The organism is Aeromonas sp. ASNIH2 (genome assembly GCF_002934795.1).
Lineage (GTDB): Bacteria > Pseudomonadota > Gammaproteobacteria > Enterobacterales > Aeromonadaceae > Aeromonas > Aeromonas caviae.
In genome coordinates this window covers 4,412,089-4,436,260 of the sequence record NZ_CP026406.1, presented here as the reverse complement: position 1 = coordinate 4,436,260, position 24,172 = coordinate 4,412,089, and the positions used below count along the sequence as shown (strand labels likewise).

The window sequence follows — 24,172 nt, the reverse complement described above, 5'->3', positions numbered from 1 at the left end:
GATGTGGATGCACTGGCGCCGCCGCTGGCTTGGCAGGACGTTTCGGGAGGGGGTGTTTGCCCCGCTCTTTGCCCGCCCTGCTGGCGACGAGTGGGTGGCGCTGGACTTCGAGACCACCAGCCTGGATCCGGCGCTGGCGGAGATCGTCTCCATCGGGGCGGTGCGTATCCGGGGCAACCGGATAGAGACGGGCGATGCCCTTGCCATCCGAGTCCAGGCTCCCGCCAGCCTGAGCGCCGGGTCAGTGGTGATCCACGGCCTGCGCCATCAGGATCTGCAACAGGGCATGGCACTGGAGCCCGCGCTGCGCGCGCTGCTGGAGTTCATCGGCCCCCGTGAGCTGGTGGGGTATCACATCGCCTATGACCTGCGCATTCTCAACCTCGCCTGCCAACGGCTGTGGGGGCTCACCCTGCCCCAGCGCGGCATCGAGGTGAGCCGCCTCTATCACGATCACCTCTATCGCCGCTATCCCGATGCCGCCATCGATCTGCACCTGGCCGCGATCTGTCGCCATCTGGCGCTGCCAGCCCTGCCCCCCCACGACGCCCTGAGCGATGCCGTCACCGCCGCCCTTGTCTTTGTACGCCTGCATCAGGGCGGCCCCCTGGCTTATCCCAAAGTCTAATTGTTCGGCAATAACATTTAATTCACATTTCGCTTACATGGACAGCCGTGCTGTCCGGTAGGGAACCCCTCATCCACCGCTGACATTCACTGTCATGGAGAACTGCAATGGAACAGCAACCGTATCTTCGGATCCAGCAAGATCCCAACTTCCAGGCACTGGTCGCCAAACGCCAGCGTTTTGCCTGGACCCTCTCCATCCTGATGCTGGGGCTCTACCTGGCGTTCATCCTGCTCATCGCCTTTGCACCGGGCTGGCTTGGCACCCCCTTGAGCGAAGGCTCCAGCATCACCCGTGGCATCCCGGTCGGGATTGGTCTCATCGTATCGGCCTTCGTGCTGACCGGTATCTACGTATTTCGTGCCAACGGCGAGTTCGACGAGCTGAACCAGAAGATCCTCAAGGGAGCGCAATCATGAAAGGCAAGTTTCTGCTGCCGCTGGCAGGTCTGATCTCCACCCCCTTGCTGGCGGCCGACGCCATCAGCGGCGAGGTGCAACGCCAACCCCTCAATATCTCGGCCATCGTGATGTTCGTGATCTTCGTGGCCGCGACCCTGTTCATCACCTACTGGGCCTCCAAGCGCAACCGCTCGGCCTCCGACTACTACGCCGCCGGCGGGCGCATCACCGGCTTCCAGAATGGTCTGGCCATCGCCGGTGACTACATGTCCGCCGCCTCCTTCCTCGGCATCTCCGCCCTGGTCTACACCTCGGGCTACGACGGTCTCATCTACTCCATCGGCTTCCTGGTGGGCTGGCCCATCATCCTGTTCCTGATCGCGGAGCGGCTGCGCAACCTCGGCAAGTACACCTTTGCCGACGTGGCCTCCTACCGCCTCAAGCAGACCTCGGTGCGCAGCCTCTCCGCCAGCGGCTCCCTGGTGGTGGTCGCCCTCTACCTCATCGCCCAGATGGTCGGTGCCGGCAAGCTCATCGAGCTGCTGTTCGGCCTCCAATACCACGTGGCCGTGGTGCTGGTCGGCATCCTGATGGTGCTCTACGTGCTGTTCGGCGGCATGCTGGCCACCACCTGGGTACAGATCATCAAGGCGGTGATGCTGCTCTCCGGTGCCTCCTTCATGGCCATCATGGTGATGAAGTCCGTCAACTTCGACGTCGGTACCCTGTTCAGCGAAGCGGTCAAGGTGCATGCCAATGGTGCGGCCATCATGAGCCCGGGCGGCCTGGTCGCCGACCCCATCTCCGCCATCTCCCTTGGGCTGGCCCTGATGTTCGGTACCGCCGGTCTGCCCCACATCCTGATGCGCTTCTTCACCGTGAGCGATGCCAAGGAAGCCCGTAAATCGGTGTTCTACGCCACCGGCTTCATCGGCTACTTCTACATCCTCACCTTCATCATCGGCTTTGGCGCCATCCTGCTGGTCAGCACCAACCCGGACTTCAAGGACGCCACCGGCGCCCTGCTGGGGGGCACCAACATGGCGGCGGTCCATCTGGCCGATGCAGTGGGCGGCAGCCTGTTCCTGGGCTTCATCTCCGCCGTGGCGTTTGCCACCATACTGGCTGTCGTGGCCGGGCTGACCCTGGCGGGGGCCTCCGCGGTCTCTCACGACCTCTATGCCTGCGTCATCAAGGAAGGCAAGGCCAACGAGGCCGACGAGCTGCGCGTCTCCAAGATGACCACCCTGGTGCTGGGTGTGGTCGCCATCGGCCTTGGCATCCTGTTCGAGAAGCAGAACATCGCCTTCATGGTGGGCCTGGCGTTCTCCATTGCGGCGAGCTGCAACTTCCCGGTGCTCTTCCTCTCCATGTTCTGGTCCCGCCTGACCACCCGTGGCGCCGTCTATGGCGGCTGGCTCGGTCTCATCAGCGCCGTGACCCTGATGATCCTGGGCCCCACCGTCTGGGTGAAGGTGCTGGGTCATGCCCAGGCCATCTTCCCCTACGAATACCCGGCGCTCTTCTCCATGGGGCTGGCCTTCATCGGGATCTGGTTCTTCTCGGTCACCGACAAGTCCCAGGCAGCCTCCGACGAGCATGCCAAGTTCTTCCCGCAGTTCGTCCGCTCCCAGACCGGGCTCGGTGCCTCCGGCGCCTCCGCCCACTAAGTGGCATCCCACGCATCCAAGCCGGCCCAGTGCCGGCTTTTTTCATGACAGCCCCCTCGCCTCCCCTCTGCAAGAGAGGCCGGAGCCCGTTGCCGGCCTGGTCGTGAAACCTTCCCCCCTGCAATGGGGCCAGATCACAGTTCCTGCTAAAACTTTCGGGGGATCTGTGCCATAATGCGCGCCATTTGACAGACCAACCGGGACATTCCAGTGCTTTCAAGCAACAACATCACCATGCAGTTCGGCGCCAAGCCGCTGTTTGAGAACATCAGCGTCAAGTTTGGCGGCGGCAACCGCTACGGCCTCATCGGTGCCAACGGCTGTGGCAAGTCCACCTTCATGAAGATCCTCGGCGGCGATCTCGAACCCACCGGCGGCAATGTGAGCCTGGATGTCAACGAGCGCATCGGTAAGCTGCGCCAGGATCAGTTCGCCTACGAAGAGATGCGCGTACTGGACGTGGTCATGATGGGCCACACCGAGCTGTGGGCCGCCATCGCCGAGCGCGATGCCATCTACGCCAACCTGGAGGCCACCGACGACGACTACATGAAGGCCGCCGAATTGGAAGGCCTGGTCGCCGAGTATGATGGCTACACCGCCGAATCCCGCGCAGGCGAGCTGCTGCTGGGTGCCGGTATTCCCATCGAGCAGCACAACGGTCCGATGAGCGAAGTGGCCCCGGGCTGGAAACTGCGGGTACTGCTGGCGCAGGCGCTCTTCTCCAACCCCGACATCCTGTTGCTGGACGAACCGACCAACAACCTGGACATCAACACCATTCGCTGGCTGGAGCAGGTGCTCAACGATCGTGAAAGCACCATGATCATCATCTCTCACGACCGTCACTTCCTGAACTCCGTCTGCACCCACATGGCGGATCTGGACTACGGCGAGCTGCGGGTCTACCCGGGCAACTACGACGAGTACATGCTGGCTGCCACCCAGGCCCGCGAGCGCCTGCTGGCCGACAACGCCAAGAAGAAGGCCCAGATCGCCGATCTGCAATCCTTCGTCTCCCGCTTCAGCGCCAACGCCTCCAAGTCCAGCCAGGCTACCTCCCGCCTCAAGCAGATCGACAAGATCAAGATTGAGGAAGTGAAGGTCTCCAGCCGTCAGAACCCCTTCATCCGCTTCGAGCAGGACAAGAAGCTCTACCGCAACATCCTGGAGATCGAAGGCGTCTCCAAGGGTTATGGCGACGGTCCCCTGTTCAAGGGGCTCAACATGATGTTGGAAGTGGGCGAGAAGGTCGCCATCCTGGGTACCAACGGGATCGGTAAGTCCACCCTGATCAAGACGCTGGTCGGTGCCCTGGCACCGGATACCGGCACCATCAAGTGGTCCGAGAACGCCCAGATCGGCTACTACGCCCAGGATCACGCCGAAGATTTCGACACCGATCTCAATGTGTTCGACTGGATGGCCCAATGGAAGCAGGAGAACGAAGACGAGCAGGCGGTGCGCTCCGTGCTGGGCCGTCTGCTCTTCTCCCAGGACGACATCAAGAAGCCGGTCAAGGTGCTTTCCGGTGGTGAACAGGGCCGGATGCTGTTCGGCAAGCTGATGATGCAGCGCCCCAACATCCTGTTCATGGATGAACCGACCAACCACCTGGACATGGAATCCATCGAATCCTTGAACCTGGCGCTGGAGATGTACAAGGGCACCCTGATCTTCGTCTCCCACGACCGCGAGTTCGTCTCCTCCCTGGCGACCCGCATCCTGGAGCTGACCGAAGACGGCATCCGCGACTTCGGCGGCACCTACGAGGATTACCTGCGCACCCAGGGTGTGGTGTAATCCCCCGCCTTCAAGCAAAGCGATCAGAACCGGCGCCTCGTGCGCCGGTTTTTTTATGCCTCCTTTATCACGCCCCACAGCAAGAGAAGGATTGGGGATAAGGAGAGCAAGAGTACAGCGCGCTGTCATACACCTGTCCCGTTCATCCCCAGCCAGGATAGGTAGCACAAGCCCGTGCCTGGCCCCTTCCCTCCTGCGCCCGCCCGCTCTGCCGGGCTGTTGATGGCACAAAAAAACGGCTCCATCATGGAGCCGTTTTCACACTTGGGGCCGTGAGGCTGACTTACTCGACAGTGGCTTCCACGTCGGTGAAGTATTCGATCTTGGCCGCCTTGCGCAGCTCGTCGATCAGCGACTTGTAGTCGGCCTGTGCCTTGCCCTGACCCAGCTGACCTTGCAGCAGGCTCACCATCTGGGACGGCTCCTTGATGACGTTGACCTTGTCCAGCGCCACCACCACACGATCACCGTTGGCTTCGGTCACCAGCTCGACGCTCGGCTTGCCATCGGTCGGATGGGGCATGCGGAACGCCTGGGTCACCAGGTTCTGATCCATCTCCTGGGCGAAACGGGATACGCCGGTATGGGTATCCACTCTCAGACCCAGCGCGGTCAGGTCGGCCTGAACGTTCTCACCGGCCTTGAGCTTGTCCAGCAGACCCTGGGCCTTGCCACGGGCCACTTCACTGGCCTTGTCGTGCTTGATGGCGGTGATCACCTGCTCTTTCACCTCGGCAAGCGGCTTGGCCGCCTTCGGCTGGTGACCCATGATGTGCAGCACCAGCGCCTTGCCGTCGGCCAGCTCGATCACGTCGGAGTTGGTATTGTCATCGCGCAGCTGTTCGGAGAACGCCACGGAGAGCACCTTGGGATCATTGAGCGGTGCCGGCGCATCGGCCTGGCTGAAATAGCCGGTGGACTGCACCTGGAGGCCCATGGCTTCGGCGGTCAAGTCCAGGGAGTCCGGGTTCTCGAAGCTGCTGTCGGCCATCTTCTGCTGTTCGGCGAAGAACTGCTCCTTGGCCTTCTCAGATTGCAGACGGGCGATGGTATCGCTCATCACGTCCACGAAGGGCTTGGTCTTGGCAGGCTCGACTCCCAGCAGCTTGATGATGTGGAAGCCGAACGGGCTCTTCACCACGGCGGAGAGATCGCCGGCCTTGGCCAGCGCGAACGCGGCTTTCTCGAAGGCAGGATCCATCACCCCTTTCTCGAACCAGTCGAGCTCCCCGCCCTTCTTCGCAGAGAAGGTATCGGAGGAGTCGGCCTTGGCCAGCGCGGCGAAATCGTCACCCGCCTTGGCCTTGGCCAGCACGGCCTCGGCTTTCTGCTCGGCGGCCTTTTCATCCTTGCCAAACGGGATCAGGATGTGCGCCACCTGACGGCGCTCGGGACGCTGGAACAGATCCTGATGCTGGTCGTAGTAATCCTGGGCATCTTGCTCGGTGACCTTGATGTTCTTGCCAAGGTTCGCGGCATCGAGCAGTAGATAGTCGACCTTGACCGTCTCGTCGTTCATGAAGCGAGCGCTGTTGGCCTTGTAGAACTGCTCTACCTCGGCATCGCTCACCTCGATCCCGTCCACATAGGCGGAAGCGGCCAGACGGATCAGGCGCAGGTCACGGGTCTGGTTGTAGAGACGATCCAGTTGCTCGGCTTCACCCTTGAGGGCGAACTCCGATCCCAGCACGGCGCCCATCAATTGCTGGCGCACCATGTCCTGGCGCAGGGAGTCGCGGAACATCTCGGGGGTCATGCCGGCTCGGCGAATGAGCTGCAGGTAGCGGTCATTGCTGAACTTGCCGTTTTCGGCAAACTCGGGCATGGCGACGATGGCCTGCTTGATCTGCTCATCGCTGACGCGCAGACCCAGGGAGCGGGCCTTGTCATCGATCAGCGCCTGATCGATCAGACGGTCCAGCACGCCACGGCGGAACTGTTTCATGTAATCGGGATTGGCGGCCAGCTGGTTGAAGGCCTCACCCATTTGGGATTCCATGCGGGCCCGCTCATTGCGGTAGGCATTCTCCAGTGCGGGGGCACTGATGTCATTGCCGTTGACGGTGGCGGGGGCGGTACGTGCCGGGCCATTGAGGTAGCTGCCTACGCCGGCCAAGGCAAAGGAGAGGATGATCAGGCCCAAGATAACCTTGGCTACCTTGCCCTGCGCCCCTTCGCGTAGTTTATCCAACATCATGTTTGTACTTATGCTCCCGAACTCGATGGGCGTAAATAATGAAAAGGCGCACCGATTGCGATGCGCCTTGGTCAAGCAGTATGAGGGAGAGCCCTCTCACTTGTCTGGTCAGAGACCAAGGACGGTGCCGATAGATATCAGCGACCGGCTTAGTTGACCGCGTCTTTCAGGGCCTTGCCGGCTTTGAAGGCAGGAACTTTACCGGCAGCGATTTCGATGGTCGCACCAGTTTGCGGGTTGCGGCCGGAACGGGCTGCACGCTCGCGAACGGCGAAAGTACCGAAACCAACCAGAGCAACCTGGTCACCCTCTTTCAGGGCTTCGCCCACGGCATCGATGAAGGCATCCAGCGCACGACCAGCGGCAGCTTTGGAGATATCAGCACCGTCTGCAATCTTGTCAATCAGTTGAGATTTATTCACTCTTATATTCCCCTTTTATCGAACATCGCTGCGGCGCTGATTTCCCTGGCCACAACAAGTGGAGGTTTTATAACAAGCCTCCTGATCAGTTGCAAGTGACAATCTGGCGCAAACCCGCGCCACATCACGCATTGCGACTCATCATGAGTACCCGATCGGTGGTCAAGGCTACTTCCGTTGTCCGGTGCATGCAAGCCTTAACCACCCCCCGAATGCGCCAAATTTGCGGCGCATCAACATTTACACGACAGAAACGCGTTCGAAACCTTGCGGATTGTCCTGCAACGCCAGTGCAAGCACCTCATCAATCCAGCGAACCGGATAGATTTCAAGATCTTGTTTGACGTTGGCCGGGATCTCCTCGAGGTCACGTTCGTTCTCTTTCGGGATCAGCACACGCTTGATGCCACCACGGTGGGCCGCCAGCAGTTTTTCCTTGAGACCACCGATGGGCAACACCTCGCCACGCAGGGTGATTTCACCCGTCATGGCTACGTCGGCGCGCACCGGGTTGCCGGTGAGGCTGGAGACCAAGGCGGTACACATGGCGATACCGGCGCTCGGGCCGTCTTTCGGGGTCGCCCCTTCCGGCACGTGCACGTGGATGTCGCGCTTCTCGTAGAAGTCGCCGTTGATACGCAGCTTCTCGGCGCGGGCACGCACCACTGTCATGGCCGCCTGGATGGACTCCTGCATCACGTCACCGAGGGAACCGGTGTAAGTGAGCTTGCCCTTGCCTGGCATGTTGGTGGTCTCGATGGTGAGCAGATCGCCCCCCACTTCGGTCCACGCCAGCCCGCACACCTGACCAATCTGGTTCTGGTCGGTGGCCTTGCCATAGTCAAAGCGCTGTACCCCCAGGAACTCCTTGAGGTTCTCCTGGTTGACCTGAACATGCTTGATGCTTTTGTCCAGCAGGATGCGTTTGACTGCCTTGCGACAGATTTTGGAGATTTCACGCTCCAGGCTGCGCACACCCGCCTCGCGGGTGTAGTAGCGAATCACCCCGATCAGCGCCGAATCCTCGATGGTGATCTCGGAAGGCTTCAGGCCGTTGCGCTGGATCTGCTTGGCCACCAGGTGCTGCTTGGCAATGTTGAGCTTCTCGTCCTCGGTGTAACCGGACAGACGGATCACTTCCATCCGGTCCAGCAGCGGACCCGGGATGTTCATGGAGTTGGAGGTGGCCACGAACATCACGTCCGACAGGTCATAATCCACTTCCAGATAGTGATCGTTGAAGCTGCTGTTCTGCTCGGGATCCAGCACCTCCAGCAGGGCGGAAGCGGGATCGCCACGCATGTCCGAGCTCATCTTGTCGATTTCGTCGAGCAGGAACAGCGGGTTCTTCACGCCGACTTTCGCCATCTTCTGGATGAGCTTGCCGGGCATGGAGCCGATGTAGGTACGGCGGTGACCACGGATCTCCGCCTCGTCACGCACCCCACCCAGGGCCATGCGCACATACTTGCGGCCGGTGGCCTTGGCGATGGACTGGCCCAGGGAAGTCTTGCCCACCCCGGGAGGCCCGACCAGGCAGAGGATGGGGCCCTTGAGCTTGTTCACACGCGCCTGCACTGCCAGGTATTCGAGGATGCGATCCTTGACCTTGTCCAGGCCATAGTGATCCGCATCCAGCACCTCCTGGGCCTTGCCTAGGTCTTTCTTGACCTTGGAGCGGGCCTTCCAGGGCACCTGCACCATCCAGTCCACATAGCTGCGCACCACGGTGGCTTCCGCCGACATGGGGGACATCATCTTGAGCTTGGCGAGCTCGGCCTGGGCCTTCTCGCGGGCATCCTCCGGCATCCCGGCCTCTTCAATCTTGCGATTGAGGGCTTCGAATTCATCCGGGCTGTCTTCCAGCTCACCCAGCTCTTTCTGGATGGCCTTCATCTGCTCGTTGAGGTAATACTCCCGCTGGCTCTTCTCCATCTGCTTCTTGACCCGAGAGCGGATGCGTTTCTCGACCTGCAACAGGTCGATCTCCGACTCCATCATGGCCATCAGAAACTCGATGCGCTCGGACACGGAGGCGATTTCCAGCACCTTCTGCTTGTCTTCGAGCTTGAGCGGCATGTGGGCAGCCATGGTATCGGCCAGGCGCGCCGCATCGTCAATCGCCGAAATCGAGGTGAGTACCTCGGGCGGGATCTTCTTGTTGAGCTTGATGTAACCTTCGAACTGGCCGATGGCAGAGCGCACCAGCACGTCCTGATCCTTCTCCTCGATGGGGGCGGACGCGATGTACTGGGCCTCCCCGACAAAGAAGTCGCGATCGTCGATCATCCGCTCAAGGCGGGCACGCTGGCCCCCCTCCACCAGCACCTTGACGGTGCCGTCCGGCAGCTTGAGCATCTGCAGAATATTGGCCACTGTCCCGACGGAGAAAATTTCCTCCACCGTCGGTTCGTCAGTCGACGCATCCTTCTGGGCCACCAGCAGGACTTTCTTGTCCTTCTCCATGGCCGCTTCCAGACAGCGAATGGATTTTTCCCGCCCCACAAAGAGTGGAATGACCATGTGGGGATAGACCACCACGTCACGAAGAGGCAGGACGGGAATCTCGATGCGTTCTGAACGCTCTAGGTTCATATATGTCCTCTCGGCTTGTTATACCGTTGGCAAAGGCTTGGCTGAGTATATGGGGGCGCAAAGATGAGATTCAATCGCCTTGGCCGTAAAAAGCATGAAAGGGGCAAAAAGCCCCTTTATGTGATTAAAAATCAGACAGTTACTCTGAGGCTGCGGCCTGAGTCTCGGGATTGTCGTAGATCATCAGGGGCGCGGAGTCTCCCTTGATCACCGTCTCGTCGATCACCACCTTGCTGACCCCTTTCAGGGAGGGCAGGTCATACATGGTGTCGAGCAGTACGGCCTCGACAATGGAACGCAGACCCCGGGCACCGGTTTTGCGCTCCATGGCCTTGCGGGCAATGGCATTGAGCGCGTCGTCACGAAACTCCAGCTCCACCTCTTCCAGGGCAAACAGCGCAGCATACTGCTTGGTCAGCGCGTTCTTCGGCTCTTTCAGGATCTGGATGAGGGCAGCCTCGTCAAGCTCGGTCAGGGTCGCGACCACCGGCAGACGACCGATGAACTCGGGGATGAGACCGTATTTGATCAGATCTTCCGGCTCCACCTTGGCAAAGTTCTCGCTCAGGGTTGCCTTGGCATTCTTGGATTTCACCTCGGCGCCAAAACCGATGCCGGTGCCCTTGACGGAACGCTGCTCGATCACCTTGTCCAGCCCCGCGAAGGCACCACCACAGATGAAAAGGATCTTGGAGGTGTCGACCTGCAAAAACTCCTGCTGCGGGTGCTTGCGACCGCCCTGGGGCGGCACGGAGGCGATGGTGCCTTCGATCAGTTTCAGCAGGGCCTGCTGCACCCCTTCCCCGGACACGTCGCGGGTGATGGAGGGGTTGTCCGACTTGCGGGAGATCTTGTCGATCTCGTCGATGTAGACGATGCCACGCTGGGCCTTCTCCACGTCGTAGTCGCACTTTTGCAGCAACTTCTGGATGATGTTCTCCACGTCCTCGCCCACGTAACCGGCTTCGGTCAGGGTGGTAGCATCGGCCATGGTGAAGGGCACATCCAGCAGACGAGCCAGGGTCTCGGCCAGCAGAGTCTTGCCGCTGCCGGTGGGGCCAATCAGCAGGATGTTGGATTTGCCCAGCTCCACGCCACCGGACTCGCTGCCGCTGCGAAGACGCTTGTAGTGGTTGTAGACAGCCACTGCCAGCACCTTCTTGGCGTACTCCTGACCGATCACGTAGTCGTCCAGATGGGCGCGGATTTCATGAGGGGTCGGCAGCTCGCTACCATCGCGCTTGGGAGAGATCTCGCGGATCTCTTCGCGGATGATGTCGTTGCATAGCTCGACACACTCATCACATACGTAGACGGAAGGGCCAGCGATCAGCTTGCGCACTTCATGCTGGCTTTTGCCGCAGAAAGAGCAATACAGCAGCTTGTCGCCCTCACCCTTGCGTTTCTCTGTCATTCAGCGACCTCGTTTTATCAATAGAGGATGGATCGTCCTGTTGAGTTTACAACAGGACGGGGTACCCTGCTCAGCCGCGCTGGCTCAGGATGCCGTCAACCAGACCATAGGCAACGGCCTGCTCGGCGGACATGAAGTTGTCACGGTCGGTGTCGCGCTCGATGGTGGCCATGTCCTGACCGGTATGGAACGCCAGACGATCGTTCAGGGTATTCTTGATTTTCAGGATCTCCTGGGCATGGATCTGGATGTCAGAAGCCTGCCCCTGGAAGCCGCCCAGCGGCTGGTGGATCATCACTCGGGCATTGGGCAGGCAGAAACGCTTGCCCTTGGCGCCACCGGCCAGCAGGAAGGCCCCCATGGAGCAGGCCTGCCCCATGCAGACGGTGCTCACGTCCGGCTTGATGAACTGCATGGTGTCATAGATGGACATACCCGCAGTGACGGCGCCACCCGGCGAATTGATGTAAATGCTGATGTCCTGATCCGGGTTCTCGGACTCCAGGAACAGCAGTTGGGCCACCACTAGGTTCGCCATGTGATCCTCGACCTGACCGGTCAGGAAGATCACCCGCTCTTTCAGCAGACGGGAATAGATGTCGTAGGAACGCTCCCCTTTCGCGGTTTGCTCTACCACCATCGGGATGAGCGCATTGCGTGGGGATTCAGTCACATCGTTATAGTTCTTGTACATAAGGCATTGTCCCTAAAATAAAATGGCCCGAGTGGAGATCACACGAGCCATTATACTTAACAGTTTTGACCTTAAGTCAAATGTTCTTAGGCAGCGGCACCGGACTTGTTGATCACTTCGTCGAAGGCAACTTCTTTCTCGGTGACTTGCGCCTTGGACAGGATCAGATCGATGGCTTGATCTTCAATGGCCAGGTTGCGCACGCCGTTCAGCATCTGCTCGTTCTGCTGATAGTACTCGATCACTTCTTTCGGATCTTCGTAGGCAGTGGCCATGGACTCGATGATGCTGGTCACACGGGCGTCGTCAGCCTTGATCTCGTTGGTGCGGATGACGTCACCCAGCAGCAGACCAACGCGGACACGGCGCTCGGCCTGGGCCTGGAACAGCTCGGCCGGCAGCTCGGGGGCGTTGCCGCCCTGGAAGCCACCGAAGCGCTGCAGAGCCTGCTGACGCAGGGTGTCGATTTCCTGGGCAACAGCAGCCTTCGGCAGATCGATCTGGTTGGCTTCAACCAGGCCGTTCAGTACCTGCTCTTTCACGCTGTTTTTCAGGGCCTGGGCCAGTTCGCGCTCCATGTTCTTGCGCACTTCTGCCTTCAGCTCTTCAACGCTGCCGCTCTCGATGCCGAAACGCTTGACGAACTCTTCGGTCAGCTCGGGCAGCACTTGCTCTTCAACCTTGTGCAGCTTGGAGGCAAACTTGGCAGCCTTGCCCTTCAGGGCTTCGGCGTGGTAGTCAGCCGGGAAAGTCACCTCGATGGTGAACTCGTCGCCCGCTTTCTTGCCCAGGATGGCGTCTTCGAAGCCCGGGATCATGCGGCCAGCGCCCAGTTCCAGGGTGAAGCCTTCAGCCTTGCCACCGTCGAACTCTTCACCGTCGATGGAACCGACGAAGTCCATGGTCACACGCATGCCGTTGGCGGCAGCCACAGCGGCTTCAGTCCAGGTGGCGTGCTGCTTGCGCAGGGTGTCGATCATGTTTTCCAGGTCGCTGTCCTTCACGGTGGCAACCGGCTTCTCGACCTTGATGCTTTCCAGACCGGCAACTTCGAACTCCGGATACACTTCGAAAGTGGCGGTGAATTCGAAATCCTGACCTTCTTTGATCTCTTTCGGATCCATGGTCGGGGCGCCAGCCGGGCTCAGTTTGTTCTCGATGATGGCCTTGATGAAGTTGTTCTGCATCATTTCATCGGCAACGCGGGCGTGAGCCATGGCACCGAACATCTTCTTGATGATGGCAACCGGAGCCTTGCCAGGACGGAAACCGTCGATGCGACGGGTTTTGGCCAGGCCATTCAATTCTTTGCGCACGGCGGCGTCAACGGTAGCGGCCGGTACAGTGATGGTAAGACGGCGTTCCAGACCCTGGGTTGTCTCTACAGAAACTTGCATTCTTTTACCTCGTTCAACTCAGCACTGCGTGCTGACCCTTTATTGCCCCCGGGCAAGCCCGGAGTCTTCCTGTTTATAAAGACAACGACTGTCTTTGTGATGAGAAAATATGACGCGACATTATAGCGGCGTGCAGTGGTCGCGTCGAGCCGCACATCCCCCATCCGGGGCACAGACAGCACAATTTGCGCAAGACTTTCTCCTATATGGGGAAGCCTTGCACCGAGTTCAAGCATTCCATCCGCAATAATTTGCACTGGCTCACTCTTTTTCACGGCGAACGGGCCATTTTGATCGCCATCCGCCGCCAATCGGGCACAAAAATGGCGTGCTGCGACCCAAATTGTCCACCTTCTCGCCTGTGCCATTGCGTCCCCCGGCCGGGCTCGCTATGGTGACAACCAATTTACGTGCTGCTGGAGTCACCCACATGTCCTTTTTCCGCTTCTTGTTCAATCTGCTCTGGTTCGTGCTGGGAGGCGTCTTCATGGGGCTGGCCTGGTGGCTGGCGGGGCTGCTCTGCTTCGTCTCCCTCATCGGGATCCCCTGGGGACGCGCCTGCTTCGTCATCGGCACTTTCACCTTCTTCCCGTTTGGCAAGCAGGCGGTGAGCCGCAAGAGCATGACGGGCCAGAGCGACATCGGCACCGGCGCCCTGGGGCTGATTGGCAACATTCTCTGGTTTGTGCTCATCGGGGTCTGGCTGGCCATCGGCCACATCGCCTCGGCGCTGGCCTGTTTCGTCACCATCGTCGGCATCCCGTTCGGCATCCAGCACCTCAAGCTGGCCCTCATCAGCCTGGCCCCCATCGGCCAGATGATAGTGACCAACCACGAGGCCGAATCGGGCCGCTACATCCGCTGACGGCCCATCTCAGGCTATCCTTGCGGGTGGAAAAAAGGGCAGACTAGGGTCTGCCCTTTTTCATTGCCCCATTCGAGGTCTTCCATGCTGCCCAGCCATTTTTTTGCCAACCTCGCCCGTATGCGCCTCATCTACCGCTGGCCCCTGATGCGCAACATCCAGCCCGAAAACATCGCCGAGCACAGCTTGCAGGTCGCCATGGTGGCCCACGCCCTCGGCCTGATCAGCAATCGCCTGTTCGGCGCCCAGGTGGATGCCGACCGGGCCGCCGTCATGGCCCTCTACCACGACAGCAGTGAGGTGCTGACCGGGGATCTGCCCACCCCGGTCAAGTACTTCAATCCCGAAATCGCCCGCGAATACAAGAAGATTGAGCTTGCCGCCGAGCAGCGCCTGCTGGGCATGTTGCCGCCTGAGCTGGTAGAGGACTTTCGCCCCCTGCTCGACTCCGGCGCCCAGGACGAGGCCCTCACCAGCCTGGTGAAGGATGCAGACACCCTCTGTGCCTACACCAAGTGTCTGGAGGAGCTGAGCGTCGGCAACCGGGAGTTCGAGCCCGCGCGAAAGCGCCTCGAGCAGATGCTGGACGCCAGGATGAACCCCGCCATGCGCTACTTCATCGATGTCTTCGTGGGGAGTTTTTCACTGCCTCTCGATGAGTTGAATGCCCATTGACGCCATCAACACGGCACCGGGCATCATCTCCTCCTGCGTATTACCCCGATAACCGCCACTTCGGGGTTTCCCACAAAAGAGTGACAATAAAAAGGGCCCCGCAGGGCCCTTTATCACATCCATGGGCATCAATGCCCCAGTTCCCGGGACGGCACCAGGCCGCTCGCCCGCCAGGCGGGATAGAGGGTCGCCACCAGGCTCATCAGGATGGCGGCGCCGGTCACGATGAGCAAGTCCTGCATGTGCAGCTCGGTCGGCAGGAAGTCGATGAAGTAGATGTCGGGATTGAGGAAACGGTGCCCGATCACCCCTTCGATGGCGCTCAGGATCTGGGTCAGCTTGCTGGAGAGCAGGCCGCCCAGCAGGGCGCCTAGCAAGGCTCCCGCCACCCCGTTCACCATCCCCTGGATGACGAAGGTAAGCCGGATCTGGCCCGGGCTCGCCCCCATGGTCTTCAAGATGGCGATCTCGCTGCGTTTCTCGTTCACCGCCATCACCAGGGTGGAGACGATGTTGAAGCAGGCCACCGCCACCACCATCAGCATCACCACGTACATCACGGTGCGCACCATCTGGATGTCCTGATAGAGATAGCCCTGACGGCTCATCCAGCTACTGATATAGACGTAGTGCGGGAATTTCTGGGCCGCCGCCACCGTGATGGACTGGGCCTTGAGCACGTCGCTCACCTTGAGGCTGAACCCCTCCACCGCGCTGCCCATGCCGGTGATGGCCTGGGCGTCCGCCAGGTGCATGAAGCCGAGCAGGCCGTCGAGCTGGCCGCCGATCTCGAGCAGCCCCACCACGGTGAGCGCCTCCCGTTTCGGGTTCTTGATGCCGGCGGCATCCCCCGCCTGGGGCAGCAGCAGGGTGACGGTGTCCCCTGTCTTGACCCCGAGCTTGTCGGCGATGATCTTGCCGAGGATGACCCCGTGTTCACCCGCCTGCAGCTCGCGAAGGCCCCGCCCCGTCATGAAGTTGCCCGCATCGGAGAGATTGGCTTCCAGCTCCGGCAGCACCGCACGCAGCTGGACCCCCTTGAGGGCGGAGCCGTGCTCCAGCAGGCCGTCCAGGCGAATGACGGGCGCAGCCGCCTCCACCCCGGGCTGGGCCAGCAAGTAGTCCCTGAGCCTCGGCCAGTCAGGCAGCGGCGCTTCCATGCCGATGAGCTCGCCGTGGGGGACCACGGAGAGCACCCGGTTCTTGAGCTCCCGCTCGAACCCGTTCATGGCGGAGAGGCCAAGAATGAGGGCCATCACCCCGAGGGCGATCCCGATGAGGGAGGAGGCCGAGATAAAGGCGATGAAACCGTTGCGACGGCGGGAGCGGCTGTAACGCAGGCCCAGGAACAGGGGCAGCGGCTTGAACATCAGGCGACCTCCGCCATGATGCCGCTCACCAGGGTGACCCGGCGGTGGAGCTTGGCGGCCAGGCTCAAGTCATGGGTCACCACCACGAACGCGGTGCCAAGCTCGCGATTGAGCTCGCACAAGAGCTCATAGACGGCGGTGGCGCTGGCATGATCCAGGTTGCCGGTGGGCTCGTCCGCCAGCACCAGGCTGGGTTCGTTGACCAGGGCACGGGCGATGGCCACCCGCTGGCGCTCGCCACCGGAGAGCTCGGACGGTCTGTGGTTGAGACGGTGGGAGAGCCCCACCCGCCCCAGCATCTTGCTCGCCTTCTCGGTGGCGCTGGCCACCGACTCACCGGCGATCAGCAGCGGCATGGCCGCATTTTCCAGTGCGCTGAATTCCGAGAGCAGGTGGTGGAACTGGTAAACGAAACCCAGCTCCTGGTTGCGAAACCTCGCCTGGGTGCGGCTGTCCCAGCCATGGATGTCCTGCCCCTTGAACAACACGGCGCCGCTGGAAGGGTTGTCCAGCGCCCCCATCAGGTGCAGCAGGGTGGTCTTGCCGGAGCCCGAGCTCCCCACCACCGCCAGCATCTCCCCGGGGGCGACGTCCAGCTCGATCCCCTTGAGTACCTGGGTCTCCAGATTGCCCTCTTTGTAGACATGGTTGAGGGCCTGGCAGCGCAGCAGCGGCTCGCAGGAGACGGATTGATTCATAACGGGGGCTCCACTTGCACCAGTAACAACAGAAGATGAATTATTCATAACGCAGCGCCTCCGCCGGTTTGACCCGGGCCGCGCGGGTGGCCGGGTAGAGGGTGGCACTGAAACTCAGCAGCACTGCACCCAGCAGGATCGTCATGACCTGGGCCGGCTCGACGATGACCGGCAGACCGCTGCCCCCCGCCGCCATATAGAGGTTGAGCCCAAGGGCATTGAGCAGAGGATTGAGGCCAAAGCAGAGCGCCAGCCCCGCCAGCCCACCGAACAGGGCGCCGATGACGCCGCTCGATGCCCCCAGCACCATGAAGATCTTGACGATGCCGGATTCGCTCATGCCCATGGTACGCAGGATGGCCACCTCCCCTTCCTTGTCGGTGACCACCATCACCAGGGCGGAGAGGATGTTGAAGGTGGCAACCGCGATGATCAGCACCAGCATCAGCCCCATCATCCGTTTTTCCATGGCCACCGCCTGGAACAGCTCGCCGCGCTCGCGGCGCCAGTCCTGCCACTCCAGCCCGTCTGGCAACGCGGTCTTCACCACCTCGTCGGCGGCGAAGGGATCGTCCAGCCAGAGGCGGATGCCGCCCACCTTGTCTGTGGGCAGGCGCAGCATGCGCTGGGCATCCCCCAGGGCAATCAGGGCCACCTGGCTGTCCACGTCAGCGCCGACCCCGAAGATGCCGGAGACGGTGAAAAGACGCTGGGCCGGCACCCGGCCAAAGGGGGTAAAGCGGGTACCTTCGGTCAGGATGAGACGCACCTGGTCGCCGATGGAGACCTTGAGGCGGCTGGCCACCCCCTGCCCCAGCACGATGTGGTATTCACCGACCTGCAGGCTGTCAAGGCGCCCTCCCAGCATCTGGGCGTGCAGGATGTCATCCTTGGGCCAGCGGGCGGGATCAATCCCCTGCACGCTCACACCGGTGAGCTGACCGGGGCTTTGCAGCATGCCTTCGCTGTCGAGCATGGGGGCCGTGGCCACCACGTGGGGCAGGCGGGCCAGATCGGGCAGACCTTCGGGCTCGGCCTCGATGCGTCCGGCCTGATTGGTCACCACCACATGGGGGATCACCCCGAGGATGCGTCCCTTGAGCTGGCCTTCGAACCCGTTCATCACCGAGATCACCACCATCAGGGCGGCGACCCCGATGGCGATGCCAAAGGTGGAGAACAGGGAGATAAAGGAGACGAAGCGGTTACTGCGTCGCGAGCCTGCATAACGCAGGCCGATGGCCAGCGACAGTGGCTGAAAAAGTCCGGTCTTCAAGGATATCTACGTTGCCAACGAAATAAGATACCGGATAATAAAGGGAAACCGTCTATGACAACAAGGGATAGCCTCCATGCAGGAACAGTTCTTCAGCGTCACCCATGCCACGCCGGTCAATGTGATCCCCATGCCGGCCGACTTTCGTCTGCCGACGCTGGAGGCCCTGGAGGCCGAGTTGCCCGAGCCGTTTCGCATCGCCTCCGCCATCACCTCCATCGATCTGGTGAGCAGCCGGTTGCTGCGCAGCCAGAACGAGTCCATGCACGATCTGGTGGAGATCATCAACCAGCAGTCCCGCAAGATCGACATGATCATGGGCTATGTGCTGGCGGCCCAGGATCACCCCGAGCACCGCTTCCACACCCTGCGCTTTGGCGCCGGGCAGCTCACCTACCTGCACCCCCACCAGGGGCACGGGGAGGCCCCCGCCCTGCACCAGATCGTGCGGCTCAAGATCTTCCTGCGGGAAGAGGCCTCCGCCGTCTACTGCTACGGCGAGGTCGTGCAGCGGGACGCTGGAGAGCACGGCACCCACGTGGTGCTCGACTACGTGCGCATCCGCGAGGATGACCGGGAGCTGCTGGTGCGCGCCAGCCTGCATGTGCAGTCGAAACAGCTCAAGCTGCGTGCCCAGGAACGTCAGCGCTAACCCAGGTCCATGTCAAAAGAACGCCAACAGTAAAAGACTCCGATGATGCCAATGACCCTCCCCGCCTTGCCCGCCAAAGCGGGCCAGAAGACAACGTTCGGCCAGCTGGTCGGCAGCAGCCTGGCTCTGGTTGCCGCCCGCCTCACCCGGGAAGCCCGAAGACCCGTCCTGCTGGTCACCGCCGATACCCCGAGCGCCCTGCGCCTTGAACAGGAACTGGGGTTCCTGCTGGCGGATCAGGATTGCCCGGTGCTGCTGTTCCCGGACTGGGAGACCCTGCCCTACGACAGCTTCTCTCCCCACCAGGACATCATCTCCCAGCGCCTCGAGACCCTCTACCAGTTGCCGCAGATGCGCCACGGCGTGCTCATCGTGCCCATCTCCACCCTGATGCTGCGCACGGCGCCCCAGGCTTATCTCGACAAATACAGCCTGATGGTCACAAGCGGCCAGCGCCTCAATCTGCAGCAGCTGCGCGGGCGTCTGGCGCAGGCGGGCTACGTGGCGGTGGAACAGGTGCTGGAGCACGGCGAATTCGCCGCCCGCGGCTCCCTGCTGGATCTCTTCCCCATGGGGAGCAGCCGCCCCTATCGCATTGATTTTTTCGACGACGAGGTGGACTCCATCCGCCCGTTCGACCCCGAGACCCAGCGCTCCAGCGAGCCGGTGAAGTCGGTGAGCCTCCTGCCCGCACGGGAATTTCCCACCGACGAGGGGGCCATCGAGCTGTTTCGTGGCCAGTATCGCGAACAGTTCGAGATCTCCCGCGCCGAGGGCTCCGTCTATCAGGAGGTGAGCAAGGGGCGCTGGCCCGCCGGCATCGAATACTACCTGCCGCTCTTCTTCAACCAGACCGCCAGCCTGTTTGACTACCTGCCAGGCAACACCCTGCTGCTCACCGTGGGGGAGATCTACCCCGCGGCCCAGCGCTTCTGGAACGACATCGGCCAGCGCTATGAAGACAGGCGCTGGGACAACACCCGTCCCCTGCTGCCGCCCCAGCAGATCTATCTGCCGGTGGAGCAGCTCTTCGCCGCCCTCGGGGACTATGGCGCCGTGCGGCTGCAGGAGGCGACCGTTGACGGCGGAGCGGGTCAGCACGATCTGCCCCTCGCCCCCCTGCCGGATCTGCAGCTCGACCACAGCAAGGAGCAACCCCTGCTGGCCCTTGACGGCTTCCTGCAAGGCTTTGCCGGGCGCACCCTGTTTGCGGTGGAGTCCGAGGGGCGGCGCGAGGGGCTCGGGGATCTGCTCGCACGGATCAACCTGCAACCCCGGGAGTTTGCCTCCCTCGACGCCTTCCTCTCGAGCGATGCGCGCCACGGGCTGCTGGTCTGTCCCCTGGAGCGGGGCTTCCTGCTGCAAGAGCCCGGCCAGACGCCCCTTGCCCTCATCACCGAAGCCGAGCTGCTCGGCGGCAAGATCCGCAGCAAGCGCCAGCGGGACAAGAGCAAGAACCTGAGCTCGGATGCGGTGATCCGCAACCTGGGCGAGCTGACCCAGGGCCAGCCGGTGGTGCACCTGGATCACGGGGTCGGTCGCTACCTGGGGCTCGAGACCATAGACGCAGGCGGCCTGCCCACCGAGTTTCTGACCCTGGAATACGCCGGCGGCGACAAGCTGTTCGTGCCGGTCACCAGTTTGCACCTGATCAGCCGCTACACCGGCTCCGACAACCCGCCCAGCCACAAGCTCGGCGGCGAGGCCTGGGTCAAGGCGCGGCGCAAGGCGGCCGAGAAGGTGCGGGACGTGGCGGCCGAGCTGCTGGATGTCTATGCCATGCGGGCAGCCCGCCACGGCTTTGCCTTCAAACACGACCGGGAGGCCTACCGCCAGTTTGCCGCGAGCTTCCCGTTCGAGGAGACCGAGGATCAGCTCAATGCCATCAACGCTGTGCTCGGCGACATGTGCCAGGCCAAGAGCATGGACCGCCTGGTGTGCGGCGACGTGGGCTTTGGCAAGACAGAAGTGGCGATGCGGGCGGCGTTTGTGGCCGTGCACGGCGGCAAGCAGGTGGCCGTGCTGGTGCCCACCACCCTCCTGGCCCAGCAGCACTACGACAACTTCCGCGACCGATTCGCCAACTGGCCGGTGCGGGTGGAGGTGCTGAGCCGCTTCCGCTCCGCCAAGGAGCAGAGCGCCGTGATGAAGGAGATGGCCGAGGGCAAGGTGGACATCATCATCGGCACCCACAAGCTGCTCGGCGCCGAGCTCACCTTCAAGGATCTGGGCCTGCTCATCGTCGACGAGGAGCACCGCTTCGGGGTGCGCCAGAAGGAGAAGATCAAGGCGCTGCGCGCCGACGTGGATATCCTCACCCTCACCGCGACCCCCATTCCCCGCACCCTCAACATGGCCATGTCCGGCATGCGGGATCTCTCCATCATCGCCACCCCGCCCGCCAAGCGGCTCGCCATCAAGACCTTCGTGCGCCAGCACGAGCCGGCGGTGGTACGCGAGGCGGTACTGCGGGAATTGAAGCGTGGCGGCCAGGTCTACTACCTGCACAACGACGTGGAGAGCATCGAGAAGTGCGCCGCCGATCTTGCCGAGCTGGTGCCGGAAGCGCGCATCGGCATCGCCCACGGCCAGATGCGCGAGCGGGAGCTCGAGCGGGTGATGTCGGACTTCTACCACCAGCGCTTCAACCTGCTGGTGTGCACCACCATCATCGAGACCGGCATCGACGTGCCGAGCGCCAACACCATCATCATGGACCGGGCGGATCACTTGGGATTGGCCCAACTGCACCAGCTGCGGGGCCGGGTCGGTCGCTCCCACCACCAGGCCTATGCCTACCTGCTCACCCCCCATCCCAAGCTGATGACCAAGGATGCGGCCAAGCGGCTGGAGGCCATCGCGTCCCTCGAAGATCTCGGTGCCGGCTTTGCGCTCGCCACCCACGATCTGGAGATCCGGGGCGCGGGCGAGCTGCTGGGCGACGATCAGAGCGGCCAGATCGAATCGGTGGGCTTCACCCTCTACATGGAGATGCTGGAGCAGGCGGTGGAGGCGCTCAAACATGGCAAGGAGCCGTCGCTGGAGCAGCTCATGAGCCAGCATACCGAGGTGGAGCTGCGCCTGCCCGCCTTGCTCCCGGACGACTACATCCCGGACGTCAACATGCGCCTCTCCATGTACAAGCGCATCGCCAGTGCCGCCGATGAGCAGGAGCTGCGGGAGCTCAAAGTGGAGCTCATCGATCGCTTCGGCCTCTTGCCGGAGCCGACCAAGACGCTGATGGAGCTGGCCGCCTTCCGCCAGCGCGCCACGGCGCTGGGGATTCGCCGGGTGGAGATGAGCGAGCGCGGCGGCTATCTGGACTTTACCCAGGAAACCCGCGTCAACCCGGCCTATCTGGTCAAGCTGCTCTCGGAGCAGCCGCGCATCTACAAGATGGACGGACCGACCCGGCTGCGCTTCCAGGTGCCAACCCAGGACAGGGCCATGCGCCTCAAACTGGTGGACGGCCTGCTGGCGGATCTCGCCCGCCATGCCACCCCCTGAGGGGAAGCATGACGTCAGCAGGGCGCGACCTGCCGCCTACAACAACGGGAGCTCCAGGGCTCCCGTTTCGTTGCTGGCAAGGGGCGGCATCTCGCCCCCGGCCCGCCTTCTTGCCTCCCGATGCCTTGGTTCGCCCTCCTGGCAGCACCATTTTACCGCCAAATCCATCCACTGATGCGATACATTGAGTCATCACCCATCTGAAAAACAGATGGATGTGGGGATGATCGTGGGCAAAAAACGGGGTCAACGCGCCTCGATCGCCCCGCAGATGGCCCGTGCCGTATTTATCCCGCCCACGTATCCAGACCCGGTATTCCGGCAAGGGGGCCACCAGCCATTGCACCGCGACCGCCGAGGCGTCGAGTCAGTCCGTCAGTCCGTCAGTCCGTCAGTCCGTCAGTCCGTCAGTCCGTCAGTCCGTCAGTCCGTCAGTCCGTCAGTCCGTCAGTCCGTCAGTCCAGTCCAGTCCAATCCAGTCCGCCAGCATATCAACCTGGTTCAACCCGCCAGCACGCCAATAAAAACGGGAGCCTTGACGGCTCCCGTGACGAAGGGATGCTGGCCCGGGCTTAGCCCTGGTTGGCCGGATCCTCGTGGGCGGAGAACTCCCGCATGAAGGCCTCGGCCCGCTCCACCATCCTGGTGGACCCGACGAAGTAGGGGGTGCGCTGGTGCAGAGCGGTAGGCTGGATGTCCATGATGCGGCCAAAGCCATCGGACGCCTTGCCACCGGCCTGCTCCACCAGGAAGGCCATGGGGTTGCACTCATAGAGCAGGCGCAGCTTGCCGTTCGGGGAGTTGGTGCCGGACGGGTAGATGTAGATGCCCCCCTTGAGCAGGTTGCGGTGGAAATCCGACACCAGGGAGCCGATGTAGCGGGAGGTATAGGGCCTGTGAGTCGCCTCGTCACGCTCCTGGCAGTATTTGAGGTACTTCTTCACCCCGTCCGGGAACTTGATGTAGTTGCCCTCGTTGATGGAGTAGATCTTGCCCTCCTCCGGAATGCGGATGTTCTCGTGGGAGAGGCAGAAGCAGCCGATGGAGGGGTCATAGGTGAAGCCGTTGACCCCAAAGCCGGTGGTGTAGACCAGCATGGTGGAGGAGCCGTAGACCACGTAGCCCGCCGCGACCTGACGGTGACCCGGCTGCAGGAAGTCCTCCAGAGTGACCCCGGCGCCCGGTTTGCTGACCCGGCGGTAGATGGAGAAGATGGTCCCGACCGAGACGTTGACGTCGATGTTGGAGGAGCCGTCGAGGGGGTCTATCAGCACCACGTACTTGGAGTGACGAGAGAGCTCGGAATCGAAGGAGACGAAGTCCTCCTCCTCCTCAGAGGCCATGCCGCACACCTCGCCACGGGCCTCCAGCGCCGCCTTGAAGCGCTCGTTGGCATAGACGTCCAGCTTCTGCTGCACCTCGCCCTGCACGTTTTCGGCGCCGATGGAACCGATGATGTCCGCCAGCCCCGCCTTGTTGATCTCCCGGTTCACCACCTTGGCGGCCAGGCGGATGGAGCTGAGCAAGGAGGTCAGCTCGCCGGTCGCGGTCGGGTAGTCCGCCTGCTTTTTGACGATGAACTCGCCCATGGTGATCATGTTTCGCATTCTTGTTCCTTTAAGATCGTTTCCGTTGGCCGTTGAAAACGTTTGCAAGTGTCGGCAAAAAAAGTGCCGATCCCCGGCAGCGTTGTTTTGTAACCCAATGTAACGCCTGTTTTTTGTTTTTGCAGCGAATTAAGCCGTTCTTTAAATCGCCAGAAAGCCGCGCCACCACGGGCTTTCGCCGTGAAACAAGGGTGCCATCCGGCATCTTTTGGGGGGTTAATTCGTGACAAGAATGCATCCGGGCCGACGCGGCTGCCCGCCCTGCTCCCCCTGGCGCCCGGCAATGTTGTGCCAGAGGCGC

At 61.9% G+C, this 24,172-nt stretch carries 19 protein-coding genes; 8 read left to right on the top strand and 11 right to left on the bottom strand.

Features of this window, described 5'->3' with window-relative positions:
• Position 1: 1 nt before the first annotated feature.
• The 4 genes from C3F36_RS21115 (at position 2) to C3F36_RS21100 (ending at position 4,502) form a co-directional block, all read left to right on the top strand.
• Positions 2-628 (top strand): 3'-5' exonuclease, encoded by a 627-nt coding sequence (locus tag C3F36_RS21115; protein ID WP_104455855.1) that lies wholly within the window; start codon positions 2-4, stop codon positions 626-628.
• A gap of 107 nt (positions 629-735) precedes the next feature.
• Positions 736-1,047: a DUF485 domain-containing protein gene (locus C3F36_RS21110; protein ID WP_039039049.1), complete on the top strand. Its 312-nt coding sequence runs from the start codon at positions 736-738 to the stop codon at positions 1,045-1,047.
• Entirely contained in the window at positions 1,044-2,699 is a 1,656-nt protein-coding gene (locus C3F36_RS21105) for a cation acetate symporter (RefSeq protein WP_010674577.1), read from the top strand. The genes C3F36_RS21110 and C3F36_RS21105 overlap by 4 nt, the downstream gene beginning before the upstream one ends.
• A gap of 210 nt (positions 2,700-2,909) precedes the next feature.
• Positions 2,910-4,502 carry an ABC-F family ATPase gene (locus tag C3F36_RS21100; RefSeq protein ID WP_104455854.1) on the top strand — a complete coding sequence of 531 codons (1,593 nt, stop codon included), beginning with the start codon at positions 2,910-2,912 and terminating at the stop codon, positions 4,500-4,502.
• A gap of 283 nt (positions 4,503-4,785) precedes the next feature.
• Here the strand turns inward: C3F36_RS21100 and ppiD are convergent, their stop codons facing one another.
• The 6 genes from ppiD to tig all read right to left on the bottom strand — a co-directional run bounded on the left by ppiD (position 4,786) and on the right by tig (position 13,221).
• Positions 4,786-6,699 carry a peptidylprolyl isomerase gene (ppiD, locus tag C3F36_RS21095; protein WP_199769628.1) on the bottom strand — a complete coding sequence of 638 codons (1,914 nt, stop codon included), beginning with the start codon at positions 6,697-6,699 and terminating at the stop codon, positions 4,786-4,788.
• 149 nt (positions 6,700-6,848) lie between these two features.
• Entirely contained in the window at positions 6,849-7,121 is a 273-nt protein-coding gene (gene hupB, locus C3F36_RS21090; protein WP_005315375.1) for a nucleoid-associated protein HU-beta, read from the bottom strand.
• Between the two features lie 240 nt (positions 7,122-7,361).
• Positions 7,362-9,716: an endopeptidase La gene (gene lon, locus C3F36_RS21085; RefSeq protein ID WP_104455853.1), complete on the bottom strand. Its 2,355-nt coding sequence runs from the start codon at positions 9,714-9,716 to the stop codon at positions 7,362-7,364.
• Between the two features lie 139 nt (positions 9,717-9,855).
• Positions 9,856-11,130: an ATP-dependent protease ATP-binding subunit ClpX gene (gene clpX, locus C3F36_RS21080; RefSeq protein ID WP_010674573.1), complete on the bottom strand. Its 1,275-nt coding sequence runs from the start codon at positions 11,128-11,130 to the stop codon at positions 9,856-9,858.
• Positions 11,131-11,200: 70 nt separating this feature from the next.
• The gene (clpP, locus tag C3F36_RS21075) at positions 11,201-11,824 is read right to left on the bottom strand and encodes an ATP-dependent Clp endopeptidase proteolytic subunit ClpP (RefSeq protein ID WP_005324106.1); all 624 of its coding nucleotides are present in this window, start codon (positions 11,822-11,824) and stop codon (positions 11,201-11,203) included.
• An 86-nt stretch (positions 11,825-11,910) separates the two neighbouring features.
• The gene (gene tig, locus C3F36_RS21070) at positions 11,911-13,221 is read right to left on the bottom strand and encodes a trigger factor (RefSeq protein ID WP_010674572.1); all 1,311 of its coding nucleotides are present in this window, start codon (positions 13,219-13,221) and stop codon (positions 11,911-11,913) included.
• Positions 13,222-13,651: 430 nt separating this feature from the next.
• Here tig and C3F36_RS21060 point away from each other — a divergent pair, with 430 nt between their 5' ends.
• Both C3F36_RS21060 and yfbR read left to right on the top strand, forming a co-directional pair.
• Complete coding sequence (locus C3F36_RS21060) at positions 13,652-14,086, top strand: YccF domain-containing protein (RefSeq protein ID WP_039039046.1); 435 nt, start codon at positions 13,652-13,654, stop codon at positions 14,084-14,086.
• Positions 14,087-14,170: 84 nt separating this feature from the next.
• A complete protein-coding gene (gene yfbR, locus C3F36_RS21055) occupies positions 14,171-14,761 on the top strand; it encodes a 5'-deoxynucleotidase (protein ID WP_010674569.1) in 591 nt (196 codons plus the stop codon).
• A gap of 128 nt (positions 14,762-14,889) precedes the next feature.
• Here the strand turns inward: yfbR and lolE are convergent, their stop codons facing one another.
• The 3 genes from lolE to C3F36_RS21040 are packed head-to-tail and all read right to left on the bottom strand — an operon-like array spanning position 14,890 to position 18,105.
• Positions 14,890-16,131: a lipoprotein-releasing ABC transporter permease subunit LolE gene (gene lolE / locus C3F36_RS21050; RefSeq protein WP_039039045.1), complete on the bottom strand. Its 1,242-nt coding sequence runs from the start codon at positions 16,129-16,131 to the stop codon at positions 14,890-14,892.
• Entirely contained in the window at positions 16,131-16,829 is a 699-nt protein-coding gene (lolD, locus tag C3F36_RS21045) for a lipoprotein-releasing ABC transporter ATP-binding protein LolD (protein WP_010674567.1), read from the bottom strand. Before lolD ends, lolE begins: the two co-directional genes overlap by 1 nt.
• Positions 16,830-16,869: 40 nt before the next feature.
• Positions 16,870-18,105, bottom strand: coding sequence for a lipoprotein-releasing ABC transporter permease subunit (locus C3F36_RS21040; RefSeq protein ID WP_104455852.1), 1,236 nt, complete (start codon positions 18,103-18,105; stop codon positions 16,870-16,872).
• Positions 18,106-18,181: 76 nt separating this feature from the next.
• On the opposite strand from C3F36_RS21040, the gene C3F36_RS21035 reads away from it, so the two are divergent.
• Both C3F36_RS21035 and mfd read left to right on the top strand, forming a co-directional pair.
• On the top strand, positions 18,182-18,757 hold the full coding sequence (locus tag C3F36_RS21035; protein WP_042863798.1) for a PilZ domain-containing protein: 576 nt from the start codon (positions 18,182-18,184) through the stop codon (positions 18,755-18,757).
• A gap of 42 nt (positions 18,758-18,799) precedes the next feature.
• On the top strand, positions 18,800-22,264 hold the full coding sequence (gene mfd, locus C3F36_RS21030; protein WP_104455851.1) for a transcription-repair coupling factor: 3,465 nt from the start codon (positions 18,800-18,802) through the stop codon (positions 22,262-22,264).
• Between the two features lie 572 nt (positions 22,265-22,836).
• Here the strand turns inward: mfd and fbp are convergent.
• Positions 22,837-23,871, bottom strand: a complete 1,035-nt coding sequence (gene fbp, locus C3F36_RS21025; RefSeq protein ID WP_029314452.1) for a class 1 fructose-bisphosphatase — start codon at positions 23,869-23,871, stop codon at positions 22,837-22,839.
• The gene (locus C3F36_RS23450) at positions 23,859-24,101 is read right to left on the bottom strand and encodes a hypothetical protein (protein ID WP_139739434.1); all 243 of its coding nucleotides are present in this window, start codon (positions 24,099-24,101) and stop codon (positions 23,859-23,861) included. Before C3F36_RS23450 ends, fbp begins: the two co-directional genes overlap by 13 nt.
• Between the last annotated feature and the right edge of the window lie 71 nt (positions 24,102-24,172).